This is a genomic window from Aeromonas sobria, from assembly GCF_050266975.1.
GTDB lineage: Bacteria > Pseudomonadota > Gammaproteobacteria > Enterobacterales > Aeromonadaceae > Aeromonas > Aeromonas sobria_B.
In genome coordinates this window covers 90,774-104,628 of sequence record NZ_JBKISU010000015.1, presented here as the reverse complement: position 1 = coordinate 104,628, position 13,855 = coordinate 90,774, and the positions used below count along the sequence as shown (strand labels likewise).

Annotated in this window: 14 protein-coding genes; 5 read left to right on the top strand and 9 right to left on the bottom strand. The window is 63.2% G+C overall.

Going from position 1 to position 13,855, the window contains the following annotated elements; all coding sequences use genetic code 11:
• The coding region (locus ACLHZ1_RS10665) for an integrase core domain-containing protein (protein ID WP_427262070.1) at positions 1 to 203 on the top strand (203 nt) is incomplete at its 5' end.
• Here the strand turns inward: ACLHZ1_RS10665 and ACLHZ1_RS10660 are convergent.
• The 8 genes from ACLHZ1_RS10660 to prpB all read right to left on the bottom strand — a co-directional run bounded on the left by ACLHZ1_RS10660 (position 192) and on the right by prpB (position 7,519).
• Positions 192 to 458 (bottom strand): hypothetical protein, encoded by a 267-nt coding sequence (locus ACLHZ1_RS10660; RefSeq protein ID WP_427262069.1) that lies wholly within the window; start codon positions 456 to 458, stop codon positions 192 to 194. The genes ACLHZ1_RS10665 and ACLHZ1_RS10660 overlap by 12 nt on opposite strands.
• Before the next feature lie 11 nt (positions 459 to 469).
• Entirely contained in the window at positions 470 to 676 is a 207-nt protein-coding gene (locus ACLHZ1_RS10655; protein ID WP_427262068.1) for a hypothetical protein, read from the bottom strand.
• A 264-nt stretch (positions 677 to 940) separates the two neighbouring features.
• On the bottom strand, positions 941 to 1,573 hold the full coding sequence (locus ACLHZ1_RS10650; protein ID WP_427262067.1) for a hypothetical protein: 633 nt from the start codon (positions 1,571 to 1,573) through the stop codon (positions 941 to 943).
• 179 nt (positions 1,574 to 1,752) lie between these two features.
• Complete coding sequence (locus ACLHZ1_RS10645; protein ID WP_408793409.1) at positions 1,753 to 3,006, bottom strand: tyrosine-type recombinase/integrase; 1,254 nt, start codon at positions 3,004 to 3,006, stop codon at positions 1,753 to 1,755.
• Between the two features lie 511 nt (positions 3,007 to 3,517).
• Positions 3,518 to 3,829 (bottom strand): YebG family protein, encoded by a 312-nt coding sequence (locus ACLHZ1_RS10640; protein ID WP_427262066.1) that lies wholly within the window; start codon positions 3,827 to 3,829, stop codon positions 3,518 to 3,520.
• A gap of 143 nt (positions 3,830 to 3,972) precedes the next feature.
• Positions 3,973 to 5,418: a bifunctional 2-methylcitrate dehydratase/aconitate hydratase gene (locus ACLHZ1_RS10635; RefSeq protein ID WP_427262065.1), complete on the bottom strand. Its 1,446-nt coding sequence runs from the start codon at positions 5,416 to 5,418 to the stop codon at positions 3,973 to 3,975.
• 54 nt (positions 5,419 to 5,472) lie between these two features.
• Positions 5,473 to 6,621, bottom strand: a complete 1,149-nt coding sequence (prpC, locus tag ACLHZ1_RS10630) for a bifunctional 2-methylcitrate synthase/citrate synthase (protein WP_408793323.1) — start codon at positions 6,619 to 6,621, stop codon at positions 5,473 to 5,475.
• 10 nt (positions 6,622 to 6,631) lie between these two features.
• A complete protein-coding gene (gene prpB / locus ACLHZ1_RS10625) occupies positions 6,632 to 7,519 on the bottom strand; it encodes a methylisocitrate lyase (RefSeq protein WP_427262064.1) in 888 nt (295 codons plus the stop codon).
• Between the two features lie 148 nt (positions 7,520 to 7,667).
• Between prpB and ACLHZ1_RS10620 the strand changes: the two genes are divergently transcribed.
• The 4 genes from ACLHZ1_RS10620 to rsmF all read left to right on the top strand — a co-directional run bounded on the left by ACLHZ1_RS10620 (position 7,668) and on the right by rsmF (position 13,125).
• Positions 7,668 to 8,306 (top strand): paraquat-inducible protein A, encoded by a 639-nt coding sequence (locus tag ACLHZ1_RS10620; RefSeq protein ID WP_427262063.1) that lies wholly within the window; start codon positions 7,668 to 7,670, stop codon positions 8,304 to 8,306.
• Between the two features lie 13 nt (positions 8,307 to 8,319).
• Positions 8,320 to 8,940: a paraquat-inducible protein A gene (locus tag ACLHZ1_RS10615; protein WP_427262062.1), complete on the top strand. Its 621-nt coding sequence runs from the start codon at positions 8,320 to 8,322 to the stop codon at positions 8,938 to 8,940.
• 54 nt (positions 8,941 to 8,994) lie between these two features.
• On the top strand, positions 8,995 to 11,547 hold the full coding sequence (locus tag ACLHZ1_RS10610) for an MlaD family protein (protein WP_427262061.1): 2,553 nt from the start codon (positions 8,995 to 8,997) through the stop codon (positions 11,545 to 11,547).
• A 144-nt stretch (positions 11,548 to 11,691) separates the two neighbouring features.
• Entirely contained in the window at positions 11,692 to 13,125 is a 1,434-nt protein-coding gene (rsmF, locus tag ACLHZ1_RS10605; RefSeq protein WP_427262060.1) for a 16S rRNA (cytosine(1407)-C(5))-methyltransferase RsmF, read from the top strand.
• A gap of 172 nt (positions 13,126 to 13,297) precedes the next feature.
• Here the strand turns inward: rsmF and ACLHZ1_RS10600 are convergent, their stop codons facing one another.
• Positions 13,298 to 13,594, bottom strand: a complete 297-nt coding sequence (locus tag ACLHZ1_RS10600; protein WP_427262059.1) for a RepB family protein — start codon at positions 13,592 to 13,594, stop codon at positions 13,298 to 13,300.
• Positions 13,595 to 13,855: the final 261 nt, after the last annotated feature.

The window sequence follows — 13,855 nt, the reverse complement described above, 5'->3', positions numbered from 1 at the left end:
ATGGCAAGGCAGAGCGCTTCATTCAGACAGCCCTGCGAGAGTGGGCCTATGCACGGAGCTATGACTCGTCAGAGCAACGGGCAGAACACCTGCAACCGTGGCTGCATGAGTACAACTGGCATCGTCCCCATGCCAGTCTGGGCTACCAGCCCCCCATCAGTCGTCTTCAATCCGTGAACAACCTGGTGGGTTTACACACCTAGCCAACCATTGGCCGACTGAAACCAGACCGCGAGCGCCACAGGGCCGCGTTGGGTTTGCAGGACGCTGACGATCTCGTCCAGTTCTGGTGATGCCGGCAGGTTCAACTCGGCCAGACGCAGTACGTAGCCTCTGGCCAGCAGCTCCTCACGGGCTGCGACCCTAAAAACATGCTCGGCTATGACTGGTTCACGTTCGGCCAGAAATTCCGGATCAACGGGATCCGTTGAATCGCTAAAATCGTCCCAATTTCCCATAGTCTGCTCCGTTAGAGATGTTGAAGGTCAAAATGGAGATGTTGAAGGTCAATTTTCACCGACTCTTTTATGCCGATAACCCCATTTATCGGCATCACCCGATGGGTTTGCCGACTCTCCAACATCAGGGCATCGTCAATCGGCTGTGGCGTTGAGCCTGCATCGGCAATGGCAAACAATCCGTGCCACGTCTGATATTGCAGACCACCAGCCGCCATGTCAGCTATCTGTCTCACCTTCATCTGGCCATGTGAGCGTGGTGAGCACGACCCGGCAAGGCACTCAGGCCCCCTCGCCCACACCACGACCTCCGGGAGCCGATACTCCCCTCCTGCGGATCACCGTTGACCGAGAGGCCTGCCTGCGGGCTAAGGGGCCTTTCCCTGCTCCCGTTATCGCCCTTGGGCTTCTATCGCATCGACTAGCTTGCCCCCTCCTCCCTACCCGACGGCCCTGTCATCGGGCGTGATGACTACCCGTGATCATCCTCTGTGATCTGGGACCTGTCCCCTCTCCCACCTGCCATCCATGCATCCAGGCCAGTCATGGCGCCAGTCCATAACCATGGAGTGACAATGCGGCACAGGCTCATCGGTGAGCGCGACTCTTCCCTTTCCTCCACCTGACTGCGTTATCGCAATGTCTGTGTCATGGGGCGTCGTGCTCTGCCCTGGCGAGTTGGGCGGGTTTCCTCCCGCGTCCCGTGCTGCACAAGCCCCTCGGGCATGGGCCAGCTGAGAGACGAGCCAGGCCTGGGCCTCGTCGATGCACTTGAAGGTCTTGATGGTCTGGTATTTGAGCTGCGGCACGCGCTCGACGGCGATGGCGTGCAGCACCTGGGAGGTGATCAGATGCGCCTTGGCGACCAGCGGTTGGCTATTGAGCCAGCGGTTGAATTCATTCGCGAGTTGGAGTGCCTCATCGGTCCCGCCCTCGTAGTCGCGGGTATCGATGAGCAGGCAGAAAGGTCTGCCATCGAGTCCTTCGATGAGGGTCTTGAGCCGGGTCACCCAGGCCAGGCACCCTTCCCTGTTGAACGAGCCGCTGAGCGTGCTCGTGATCACCTGATCTGCAATCTGTGCGCTGTGCAGCCCATGACTCTCATAACGCGGCATATGAACCCCATGACAACCCGGCCGATTAAATGCGGCGGATCTTGCCCGTTGGGGGGAGCGGATACAAGAGGGCATGGCAACTCCCAGGGGCTGCCAGGCCCACTCGCGATTCCCCCCAGGTTCTGCCAGGAATACGGACCCATTAGCGAGCCGCCGCGATATGGCTTGCTTGTTATCTCTCACCTCTCTTGCAGCGGATCCAGCCGTTTGGCGGAGGCACTCTCATGACGCTCGCTGTTGGCGGTGTGCAGGTATTTCGAGGTGGTATCTATGCTGTCGTGGCCGGCATCGGCCTGGACATGGGACAAGGGGCGGCCATTGAGATTGATGTCGTGGGTGATGCCGGTATGGCGGATGGCGTGGGGGGTCAGGGTACGCATCTCGGCGCCATCCTGGACAAAACCGTCGGCCTCGGCCAGCGAGGCCCCCGCCTCTATCACCAGGGCGACCAGATCCCGTAGCTGGCGAATACCGAGGTTGGCATTGAGCTCCCCCTGCTCCCGACCATGGGCCGCCGCCTTGTGGCGCACGAACAGGGGGGTCTGCTCGTCCGGGGTCGGCAGCGGCGAGAGACCGAGGAAGCGCCGGTAGCGGGTCAATGCCTCCAGCAGATCCTGGGAGACGGCGACGGTGCGGCGCTTGCCCCCCTTGCTGCGGGGGATGAAATAGCCCCAGACCCCTGTCTTGCCATCGCGCCGAAACTGGCTCATGACGGGGGTGAAACCGGGCCGGGCCGCCACCTCGGAGATGCGCAGGTAACAGGCATACATGAGACAGACAAGGAAACGGGTGCGTTCATGCTGGCTCGGCTGTGCCTCGGCCAGCTGATCCGCCGCCTGCATCACATAGGACCACTGCAACTGGCTGAATGCCTTGCCCTGATCGTCCTGCTCCTGTGCCAGGGGGCGCTTGGCCCGTTGCAGCAACAGGGCCGGGTTCTTGTCCATGTACTCCTCCTGGATGAGGAACTGGAAGAAGGCCGAGAGAATGGCGAGCTTGGTCTTCATGGCCTGATCGCTCAGCCGATAAGGCAGCTCGCGCCCCAGCTCCCGCTTGCCCAGAAAAGGGCGCCACTGGGGATTGGGCAAGCGCTCTCCCCACTCCTTGTCGCTGATGAACTGGGCCACGTTGCGATAGGCGATCAGGGACGGGGGCGGTGCCTGGCAGTAATCGAGGTAGCGCATCATGATGCGGCGGCTCAGATCCTGCGGACTGATGGCCATCTCGGCAAAACACCAATGCAGGAAGGTGGTGAGTTCGCTGCGATAGGTCTTGTAGTTGTTCTCACTGTGACGCTGCTCCAGCAGCCAGTCGACCGCAAGTTCGTACACCAGGCCCGCATCCGGAACCCGGTTGAGGCTGAGCTGAGCCAGATAGTGATTGACCTGGGCATTGCCCGCCTCCAGGTGGGCGAGTCCATCGAACAGAGGCATGGCAGGGGGAAGCGGGATCTGGGAGTGCATGATGATTGCCTGAAATAGAGTGATTGCCAAGAATAGACAGAGGTCGCGGACGCATGCTCGCGGTCACCCGGTTGCGTCCCAGGCGCACCTTTCTTATGCGTTTTTATGATTAATCATTCGGTGTTGTTAAAAATTACTCGGGGAAATACTTTTAATTTCGACTGTTTATGCTTTTGATTGAATAAAGATCGGTTTTCTTCCGGCATTGCCTCTGGCCGCGGCGCCGCAGGCGCCAACCAGGTTGCTTGCCCTTGCCTGCCCTGCCCGCAGACAGGCTGCTGCCGTGTCTGCGTCATCGTCGTTGTCATCCCAATCAGCAGGCGTCGCGTCCCATCCCATGGTCCGGTTCGCCGTCGTGACGCCTGAGCACAGCCTGTTGCAACAAGACAGGACAAGGCTCAAGGGAGGAAAGGAAGCGGTGCAGCGCAGGGGGAGGCCGAGCCATGGCCCCAGCTGGCCTTTGTCCCTTCCCCTCGTTGCCTCAGGCCACGCTCTTGAGAGGTTTTTCCTTGGCACTTGGCTCCTTGCTCGCCTCCTTGCCTGTCTCAGTGGCAAGGGGCTGCGCCTTGCCGCCCCGCAGCACGGTCTGCAGCAGATCCCGTTGCTGTGCCAGGTAGAACGCCAGGCTCTCCTGCTGCTCGGGGGCGAGCTCGATCGGGGCCCCGGCCAGCAACTGCAGCAGCTCGTCGGCGGTGTCGAGCAGCTTGTCATAGGCGTCGGCCTCTTTCTTGCTGGTAAAGGTCATCTTCTCTACTCCCCCACGCATGACGACATACTTGATTTCAACGGCCATGATTGCCTCCTTGTTGATGATGGCAGAAGTATATGTATAAACGTACAGTATCGCAAATCCGGGCACTGACCTGAACATGGGGGGCGCGGCGCCCACAACAAAATGCCCGCCGGGTGGCGGGCATTGCATTGGTAGATGAGGCGTCAGATCACCAGCAAGTCCATGAACTGGTTGACCGGCATGGCGGCGAGCGCCTCCCTGTCCTGGCCGAGACGATAGAGTGCCTCGACCCGTTTGGCCGGGAAGCGGGTCGCCAGGTTGGCCCTGTACTTGGCCAGCAGCAGGGGAACTCCCTCCTCCCGTCGGCGGCGATGGCCCACCGGATAGGCGACCTCGACCCTGGCGGTGTGGCTGCCATCCTTGAAGAAGATCTGGATGGCGTTGGCGATGGATCGCTTGTCCGGTTCCAGGTAGTCGCGGCTGTAGCCCTTGTCCTCCTCCACCAGCATCTTGGCGCGCAGGGCGTCGATGCGGGGATCGGCCGCTACCTCATCCTCGTAGTCTTCGGCCACCAGCCGACCGAAGATGAGGGGCACCGCCACCATGTATTGCAGGCAGTGATCCCGGTCCGCCGGGTTGTTGAGAGGGCCCACCTTGCTGATGATGCGAATGGCCGACTCATGGGTGGTGAGCACTATCTTGTCGATCTCGTCGAGGCGTCCCTTCACCTCGACATGCAGCCTGAGGGCGCACTCCACCGCGGTCTGGGCATGGAATTCGGCCGGATAGCTTATCTTGAACAGCACATTTTCCATCACGTAACTGGCGAAAGGCTGGTTGACGGCGAAGCGGTTGCCCCCAAACAGCACGTCATAGAACCCCCAATTGGGAGCGCTGAGCACCCCGGGGTAGCCCATCTCGCCGCTCATGGTGATGAGGGCCAGGCGCACGGCGCGGGAGGTGGCATCGCCGGCGGCCCAGCTCTTGCGCGATCCGGCGTTGGGGGCATGGCGATAGGTGCGCAGGCTCTGGCCATCGACGAAGGCCTGGGAGAGAGCGTCGATCACCTGATCCCGGCTTCCCCCCAGCATCCGGGTCACCACGGCGGTGCTCGCCACCTTGACCAGCACCACATGGTCCAGTCCGACCCGGTTGAAGGCATTCTCCAGGGCCAGGACGCCCTGGATCTCGTGGGCCTTGACCATGGCGATGAGCACCTCGGCCATGGTGAGCGGCGCCTTGCCCTCGGCGACCCGGGTACGGGAGAGCCAGTCGGCGGTGGCCAGAATGGCGCCCAGGTTGTCGGAGGGGTGGCCCCACTCGGCGGCGAGCCAGGTGTCGTTGTAGTCGAGCCAGCGGATGAGGGTGCCGATATCGAACGCCCCCTTGACCGGATCCAGGCAGAGTTGGGTGCCGGGTACCCGGGCGCCGTGCGGTACCTGAGTGCCCGGTACTATGGGGCCCAGATGCTTGGTGCACTCGGGAAAGCGCAGGGCCAGCAGGCCGCAGCCCAGGGTGTCGAGCAGGCAGTAGCGGGCGGTATCGAGGGCCAGCTGATTGGTGATGGGCTGGTGACAGACGTAATCGGCAATCTCGACCAGGATGGGATCCGGTTCGGGTCTGTGGTTGAGGTCGACGTTGGCGGACATCATGATTTCCTTATCGTTGTGGTGAGTGGGGGGGCCTGGTTGGCCCCCCTCCCCTCAGCGTTGCTGCAGGGAGACAAAATGCCGGGGAGCCGGACCTATGTAGTCGGCGCTCGGGCGTATGATGCGGTTGTGTTCGCGCTGCTCCATGATGTGGGCGCACCAGCCGGTGACCCGGGAGCAGACGAAGATGGGGGTGAACAGCTTGGTCGGGATCCCCAGGTAGTGATAGGCGCTGGCATGGAAGAAGTCGGCATTGGGGAAGAGTGCCTTCTCGTCCCACATCACCCGCTCCGCCTCGCAAGAGACACGATAGAGCCTGTCATCTCCCGCCGCCTCCGCCAGCTTGGCGGCCCACTCCTTGATGATGGCGTTGCGGGGATCCGAGGTGCGATAGACGGCGTGGCCAAAGCCCATGATCTTCTCCTTGGCGGCCAGCTTGGCGAGCAGCTCGCGCCGCGCCTGGGCCTCGTCCTGCCAGGGGGCGATCATGGCCATGGCCGCCTCGTTGGCGCCCCCATGGAGCGGGCCGCGCAGGGTGCCGATGGCCGCGGTGACGCAGGAGAACATGTCCGACAGGGTCGAGGCGCAGACCCGGGCGGCGAAGGTGGAGGCGTTGAACTCGTGCTCGGCATAGAGGATGAGGGAGACGTTCATGACCCGGCGCGCCAGCTCGCTGGGGGGGGCCTGATGCAGCAGGGCCAGAAAGTGGCCGCCGATGCAGGTTTCCGAGGTATCCGTGTCGATGCGCACTCCCTCGTGGCTGAACTTGTACCAGTAGAGCAGGATCCCGGGAAAGGCCGCCAGCAGCCGATCGGCCACATGGTGTTCGTGCTCGAAACCATCTTCGGGCTCGAGATCCCCCAGCATGGAGCAGCCGGTGCGCAGCACGTCCATGGGGTGGGCATCGGCGGGAATGAGCTCGAGCACCTCGCGCAGGGCCGCAGGCAGGGTGCGCATGGCGCGCAGTTGGGCCTGATAGGCCGCGAGCTCGGCGGCGCTGGGCAGTGCGCCCTTGAGCAGCAGATGGGCCACCTCCTCAAACTCGGCCCCCCGGGCCAGCTCCTGAATGTCATAGCCCCGGTAGGTGAGGCCGGTGCCGCTCTTGCCGACGGTGCAGATGCTGGTCTCCCCCGCACTCTGCCCCCGCAATCCGGCGCCGCCAAGGGGCTTGGCCGCCCCTTGCTCTTTCGCTGCTTGTCCCATGACGAACCTCCTAATCCTTGGTGGTGAACAGACGATCCAGGGTCTGCTCGTAGTGGTGATAGCCGAGGAAGTCGTAGAGGGCCTCCCGGGTCTGCATGCTCTCCACGACGGCCCGCTGATGGCCCTCCTGGCGAATGTGCTGGTAGACATCGAGGGCGGCCTGGTTGGCCGCCCGGCTGGCGCTCAAGGGGTAGAGCACCATGTCCACCCCGTGCTCTGCGAGCACCGATTTGTCAAACAGCTCGGTCTTGCCAAATTCGGTCATGTTGGCGAGGATGGGCACCCCGGCGGCCTTGGCAAACAGATCGTATTGGCCAAGCTCGGTCACCGCCTCGGCGAAGATCATGTCGGCCCCGGCGGCCACATAGGCGGCGACCCGCTCCAGGGCGTCCCCAATGCCTTCCACCGCCAGGGCATCGGTGCGGGCCATGATGACGAAGTCTGCGTCCTGACGGGCATCGACCGCCGCCTTGATCCTGTCCACCATCTCCCCCTGGCTCACCACCGCCTTGTTGGGCCTGTGGCCGCAGCGTTTCTGCGCGACCTGATCCTCCATGTGGACGGCAGCCACCCCGGCCCGCTCGAACGCGCGAATGGTGCGCGCTATGTTGAAGGCGCCGCCCCAGCCGGTGTCTATGTCCACCAGCAGCGGCACCCGGGTGGCGGCCGTGATGCGCTCGGCGTCGATCAGCACGTCATTCATCGAGGTCATGCCGAGATCCGGCAGGCCGTAGGAGGCATTGGCCACCCCGGCGCCGGAGAGATAGAGGGCGCGAAAACCGCTGCGCTCTGCCATGAGTGCCATATAGGCATTGATGGTGCCCACGATTTGCAACGGGGCTTCCTGGGTGAGGGCATCGCGAAAACGGCGACCGGCCGAGGGGATTGGGCTGGACATCATGACTCCTTTCATTTGTCGGGTCTGATTATCTAATATTACCTTTACGTCAACATCAATTATACTTTCGTGGCACTGAGGGAGAGAGGCAAGACAGCCAGCCGGTTTTAAGGTAAATTTCACCAACTCCTTCAACAGGTTGAAACGTATGTCGGATCCCAATAACGTGATCGTCTGTCCGGCCTGCGACTTGCTGATCGCCCGCAAGTTATTGCCCCTGCGCCGTCATGCCCATTGTCCCCGCTGCCACCAGCACCTCTATGGCCGTTACGGGTTTCGCCCCTCCCAGTTGATGGCACTCTCCCTCACCGGTCTGCTGCTGCTGCCCTCGGCGTTTTTCGAGCCCCTGCTCTATCTGCGCCTGGCCGGCGAAAACTCGGACGCGACCCTGCTGCGCGGCATCCAGATGCTGTGGCAGGCCCATGAGTATTGGGTGTCGGCCCTGGTGTTCTGGTGCGCCGTGCTGGCGCCGACCGGGCTGCTGCTGGGCATCCTGTCCCTCGCCAGTGGTCTGGCGACCCGGCTTGGCATCATTCCCGTGACCCTCAAGGCGGTGGAGGTGTTTCGCCACTGGGCCATGCTGGAGGTCTATCTGGTCAGCCTGCTGGTCGCCCTGTTCAAGCTGATCGACATCGCCGACGTGCGCCTGGGGGGCGGCCTGCTCAGCCTCTCCATCCTGATGTTGCTCAACATGACCCTGCTGATCCTGTTCAATCCGGCCCCCTACTGGGAGCGGGTCGCGCTGGATCCGCCGGTTGCCGAGGGGGAGCCCGATGAGCGGATCTGAGAGAGAGCATGAGATGACGGGAGGGCAGACCCTGGTGAGCGCCCGTGAGCTCGGGCTATGCCGCTGTCATCACTGCGGCCTGCTGGTGCGCTTCGTCCCCCATCGCCTCTGTCCCCGCTGTCACGGCGCGCTTCACCTGCGTACCCCCCACTCCCTGCGCTGGTCATGGGGGCTGCTGGCCCTGGCCACCTTCATGCTGCTGCCGGCCAATCTCTTGCCCATCACCCATTTCTTCAACAAGGGCTTGCTGCAATCGGACACCATTTTCAGCGGCATCATGGCGCTGTATCGCAGCAAGATGTCCGGTATCGCCACCATAGTGCTCACCGCCAGCATAGTGGTGCCCGTGATGAAGATCCTGGGGCTGGGCTGGATCTGCTGGCAGCTGCAGCGGCGAAAGCCGGTGCGGCGGCGGCGTCAACTGGTGATGTATCGCATCATCGATTTCATCGGTCGCTGGTCCATGCTGGATCTCTTTGTCATCTCGCTTATGGTTGCCCTGGTCGATCGGGGGGTGCTGCTCAACGTGCAGGCCGGCCCAGGGGCCACGGCCTTCGCCGGGGTCGTCCTGCTCACCATGCTCTCGGCCCGCATGCTCGATACCCGGCTGCTGTGGGACAAGGCGGCCCGTTAATCTCTTCTTTATTTGTTGTCAGCGGGCCGTGCAAGCGCCCCATAAGGAGTCGGTATGGTCGGGGCTGAACCCGTCATCAAGAAACATCGCTGGTTGTCGCCGGTCTGGTTGCTGCCCCTCATCGCCCTCTTGCTGGCGGCGGGTTTTCTCTATCAGCAATACCAGAACAGCGGCGAGCAGATCCGCATCAACTTCGAGCAGGGGAACGGCATCTTGCCGGGCAAGACCCAGCTGCGTTATCAGGGGGTGGCCATCGGGGTGGTGCAGGATCTGGCGCTGGCTGAGGATGGCCGCAAGATAGCCGTGCTCGCCAAGGTGGACAGCCGGGCCCGGGCCCTGATGCGCAAGGGCACCGGCTTCTGGCTGGTGAGCCCGAAGGCGTCGCTGACCGAGATCTCCGGCCTCGATACCCTGGTCTCGGGCAACTACATCAATGTGCAGCCCGGGCGGGAGAGCAATCCCGCCGCCAGCGAGTTCGACGCCCTCGACGGCCCTCCCCCCGGCTATCTGGCCCAGGGGCGTACTCTGCATTTGAGCGCCGACTCCCTCGGCTCGGTGGGGATAGGGGCCAAGCTCTATTTTCGCGGCCTGGAGGTGGGCAGCGTCATCAATACCCGGCTCGGCGAGCAGGACAAGCAGGTGCTGCTGGATATCGTGATCGAGCCGCGTTTCGAACATCTGGTGAAGGCCGATACCCGCTTCTGGAACATCAGCGGCATCAAGGGCAACTTCAGCCTGGCCGGGGTCAGCGTGGAGGCGGGCAGCCTGGCCTCCATCCTGAGTGGCGGCATCGCCTTCGACTCCCCAGCCGGGTCGCCCACGGCCAGGCGCGGCGAGACCTTCGTGCTCTACAAGGGACTGGCCGAGGCCGCCCGGGGCGAGCGAGTGCGACTGCAGGTGGGCGATCTGCCGGTCAAGGAGGGGATGCCCATCCTGTACGAGGGCATAGAGATTGGGCGCATCGATCCCATTCGCCTGACCGACAAGGGACGGGAGGTGAGCGCCCTGATAAGTCCTGAGCAGGCGTTTCGCATCACCGGCAACAGCCGCCTGGTGTGGGAGAGCGTCAATCTCTCCCTGGCCGGGATAGAGCACGGCGATCGCCTGCTGGCCGGGCCCGCCATCCGCCTCGACTATGTGGCAGGCCCCAGGGCAGAGACCCTGATCCTGAGTGCCCAGGCAGCGGCCAAGGGCCGGGAGCTGACCCTGAGCACGGAAGATCTCGCCGGCCTGAGCGAGGGGGCACCGGTCTGGTACAAGGGGTTGCAGGTGGGCAGCATTCGCGCCCTCTCCCTGGATGCCGGCGGCAATGCCAGGGTCAAGGTGTTCATCGAGGAAACCCATGGCGCCCTGCTCGAGCGGGCCCGCTTCTATCGGGCCACGCCGCTGCAGATCCAGGCCGATCTCAGCGGCATCAAGGTGGCAACCAGTCCGGCCGCGAGCTGGCTGGCCGGTGGCATCAAGCTGGTGCAGGCCAGCCAGGGCGGGCGGATCGATAGACTCTACCCCGATGAGCAGCTGGCCCTGCTCGGGTCGGCCAAGGCCGTGGCCAAGACCTGGTGGCTCAGCGCGAGCCAGGCCGATGGCATCGCCATCGGCACCCCGGTGTTTTACCTGGGATTGCAGGCGGGCAAGGTGACCCAGCTGCAGGTGAAGGGGGGGGAGGTACGCATCGCCCTGGAGATAGATGCCGTCTATGCCCCCCTGGTGGGCAGCCAGACCCAGTTCTGGAAGAAGGCGGCCATCGACACCCATGTGGGGCTGGACGGGGTGCGCATCAAGGCGGGGAACCTGGCCACCCTGCTGCGGGGGGGGATAGAGTTTGACAACTCCCCCACCAGTCAGGGCAATGGCAAGCTGTTCGACGACAGGGAGCAGGCCCAGGCCATGGTGCGCCCCTTTACCCTGGTCGCTGCCCGCAATCCCGGTCTGGGTGAAGGCTCTGCCATCCGCTATCGCGGCGTCACCATAGGCAAGGTCAAGGAGGTGGCGCTGGATCCGGCCATGGGCCAGGTGATCTTCCTGGCCGAACTCGAGGCCAGGTACGCCGATCGCTTCCTGCAGTCCGGGGCCAGCTTCACCCTGGCCCAGGCCAAGCTCGGCTTTGCCGGCATCACGCACCTGGACACCCTGGTGAAGGGGGCCTTCATCGAGGCGAGCCCGGGCCAGGGGGCGGGCAAGACCCGCTTCCCCTTGCATGAATCGCCGCAGTCCGGCTTGATGCTCACCCTCAAGAGTCCGGCCCTCAATGGCCTGGCGGTCGGCAGCCCCTTGCTGTTTCGCAAGATGGTGGTGGGCAGCGTGAGCCAGGTGGCGCTCGCCCCCGATGGCAGCGAGGTGCACATCCAGGTGCAGGTGGAGCCTGACTATGGCTACCTGGTACGCGCCAACAGCCGCTTCTGGAATGTGTCCGGAGTCAAGGCCGACATAGGCCTGACCGGGGGCACCATACAGGTGGAGACCTTGCAGAGCCTGGTGGCGGGCGGGATCGCCTTCACCACCCCGGAGCAGAACACCGGGGCCAGGGTGCGCAGCGGCCAGAGCTTCCCCCTCCATGACAAGGCCGATGAGGAGTGGCTCGGCTGGAGTCCCCGCCTCACCCCTTGAGCCATCCTCATCCTCCGAGCAGCCCGGCCCAGTGCCGGGCTGCTTTTTGGCGCCCCTTTCCGGCTGGGCGGCGCCATGGCGCTCTGCCATGCCGGCAAGATGTGCTAACATGTCGCCCCTGTTTTTGGGCCAGCGAGATGCCAAGTGCACGACAATACCCTACTTCCCGATGCGTTTTTGAGCCACATCGCCGCCATCATGCCTGCGCATCTCTCCATGGCCGAGTTCGTGGCCAGCTGCCGCCGCCCCCTGCGCCGCAGCATCCGGGTCAACACCCTCAAGATCGCCGTCGCCGACTTCCAGGCCCGCATGGCCGAGAAGGGCTGGACCCTGGATCCCGTGCCCTGGTGCGAGACCGGTTTCTGGTTGACCCGGGCCGACGACACCGTGCCCCTTGGCAACACGGCGGAGCACCTGCTCGGCCTCTTCTATATCCAGGAGGCGAGTTCCATGTTGCCGGTGACGGCGCTGTTCGCCGCCGCCGGGGTGAGCGAGGCCGAGCTGTTGCTCGATGCCGCGGCGGCACCCGGCTCGAAGAGTACCCAGATCGCCGCCCTGATGGGGAACCGCGGCATGCTGGTCGCCAACGAGTTTTCCAGCAGCCGGGTCAAGGTGCTGGCGGCCAATGTCCAGCGCTGCGGGGTGAGCAACATAGGGCTCAGCCACTTCGATGCCAAGGTATTCGGCCAATGGCTGCCGGAAACCTTCGACGCCATCCTGCTCGACGCCCCCTGCTCGGGAGAAGGGACGGTACGCAAGGATGAGGATGCCTTTCGCAACTGGAGCCTGGCCAGCATAGGGGAAATTGCCCAGGTGCAACGCACCCTGCTGGAGAGCGCCTTTCATGCCTTGAAGCCCGGCGGCGTCATCGTCTACTCCACCTGCACCCTGAGCCATGAAGAGAACCAGGATATCTGCCGCTTCATGGTCGAGCGCTTCGGTGATGCCCTCTGCTTCGAATCCCTGGGGGATCTCTTCCCCGGTGCGGATCAGGCCTGCACCCAGGAGGGATACCTGCATGTTTGGCCCCAGATCTACGACAGTGAAGGATTTTTCGTCGCCAGATTGCGCAAGCGGCACTCGGTGGCCAACCCCATGTTCAAGCCGGGACGTCTGGGCAAGTTTCCCTTCACCCCCATGGCGGAGCGTGACGCGGCTTCCCTCAGGGACGCGCTGATCCGCGACTATGGCATAGTCCCAGATGGGGCGCTGTTCGTGCGCGATGACGAGATCTGGCTCTTCCCCCTCCCCTTCGCCCCCCGGCTGATGAACAAGATCCGGCTGGATCGTATCGGCCTCAAGCTGGCGCAGACCCACAAGAAAGGGTATCGCCTCACCCACGAGTGGGCGCTGGCCCAGGGCCATCTGGCCAGCAAGGGCTGGGTTGAACTCGATAGCGACCAGGCGCGGGAATTCATGATGGGCCGGGATCTGCATCCGGCGGGAGAGAGCGGTCAGGGCGAGGTGATCCTGCGTTATCAGGGTTATGCCCTGGGGCTCGGCAAGTGGGTCGGCAGCCGGATCAAGAATGCCCTGCCCCGGGATCTGGTCCGTGACACGAACTTGTTTGAGTCTTGAAAACCCACACACTGGTTGAAAATTTTTCCAGATCTTGCAAAGCCTTCCCCCTTGGCTAAGCTTTATTTTATCCGCAACCAGTTAGCGCACGGCTCTGCAAGGAGCCAATTCCCCTATGCCAGGTACATGGAATTCGTACCTGGCTTTTTTTATCCAGGCAATCTGTTATCTCTCACTCCGTGACGGTGTCGGCCAGGGCGAGCCGTGAGGGGCTTGACGCTGACTGACGCGGCTCTGGCGCCGGCACTTCCTCTTGCTGACACTCATGCTGATAGAGCAGATCGATCGCCTGCTCAATGAGGGAAGCCTGGCTATCTTCCAGCCTGCGACCCAGCTCCGCCAGCCGGTTCGCGTGGCGCAGGCTGATCCAGCACTGCAACCGGCTGTGGCTCTCCTGCTTGCGCTTCACATGCAGCCGTTGGCGCTGGGCATTGTCGAGGGACTTTGCAGGCTTCTCTTGTTGGCTCATAGGATGTTGATATCTCCAGAAATGGCATTCGTTATCTCTCACCCTCGACCCAGGGGAGAAGAGGGGTGACGGGCGGGTACCCGCATGGCCGCCAGCCGACGACCATGGTAAAGGCTAAGGGGATGGGAAGAAAGGGCCGCCTGTGCTGCTCCCCCAGCCCCGACGTGCGGCTGGCGAGACACTTGGTTATTTAACATAAAAAATGCCATGACGCAGTGATGATGTAAGGGTTAAGTAGTAATGTCATGTTTACGACAAATT

Coding starts and splice junctions, on each gene's coding strand:
- ACLHZ1_RS10660 (WP_427262069.1), bottom strand. CDS start 458: ATGGGAAATTGGGACGATTTTAGCGATTCAACGGATCCCGTTGATCCG.
- ACLHZ1_RS10655 (WP_427262068.1), bottom strand. CDS start 676: ATGGCGGCTGGTGGTCTGCAATATCAGACGTGGCACGGATTGTTTGCC.
- ACLHZ1_RS10650 (WP_427262067.1), bottom strand. CDS start 1,573: ATGCCGCGTTATGAGAGTCATGGGCTGCACAGCGCACAGATTGCAGAT.
- ACLHZ1_RS10645 (WP_408793409.1), bottom strand. CDS start 3,006: ATGCCTCTGTTCGATGGACTCGCCCACCTGGAGGCGGGCAATGCCCAG.
- ACLHZ1_RS10640 (WP_427262066.1), bottom strand. CDS start 3,829: ATGGCCGTTGAAATCAAGTATGTCGTCATGCGTGGGGGAGTAGAGAAG.
- ACLHZ1_RS10635 (WP_427262065.1), bottom strand. CDS start 5,418: ATGTCCGCCAACGTCGACCTCAACCACAGACCCGAACCGGATCCCATC.
- prpC (WP_408793323.1), bottom strand. CDS start 6,621: ATGGGACAAGCAGCGAAAGAGCAAGGGGCGGCCAAGCCCCTTGGCGGC.
- prpB (WP_427262064.1), bottom strand. CDS start 7,519: ATGTCCAGCCCAATCCCCTCGGCCGGTCGCCGTTTTCGCGATGCCCTC.
- ACLHZ1_RS10620 (WP_427262063.1), top strand. CDS start 7,668: ATGTCGGATCCCAATAACGTGATCGTCTGTCCGGCCTGCGACTTGCTG.
- ACLHZ1_RS10615 (WP_427262062.1), top strand. CDS start 8,320: ATGACGGGAGGGCAGACCCTGGTGAGCGCCCGTGAGCTCGGGCTATGC.
- ACLHZ1_RS10610 (WP_427262061.1), top strand. CDS start 8,995: ATGGTCGGGGCTGAACCCGTCATCAAGAAACATCGCTGGTTGTCGCCG.
- ACLHZ1_RS10600 (WP_427262059.1), bottom strand. CDS start 13,594: ATGAGCCAACAAGAGAAGCCTGCAAAGTCCCTCGACAATGCCCAGCGC.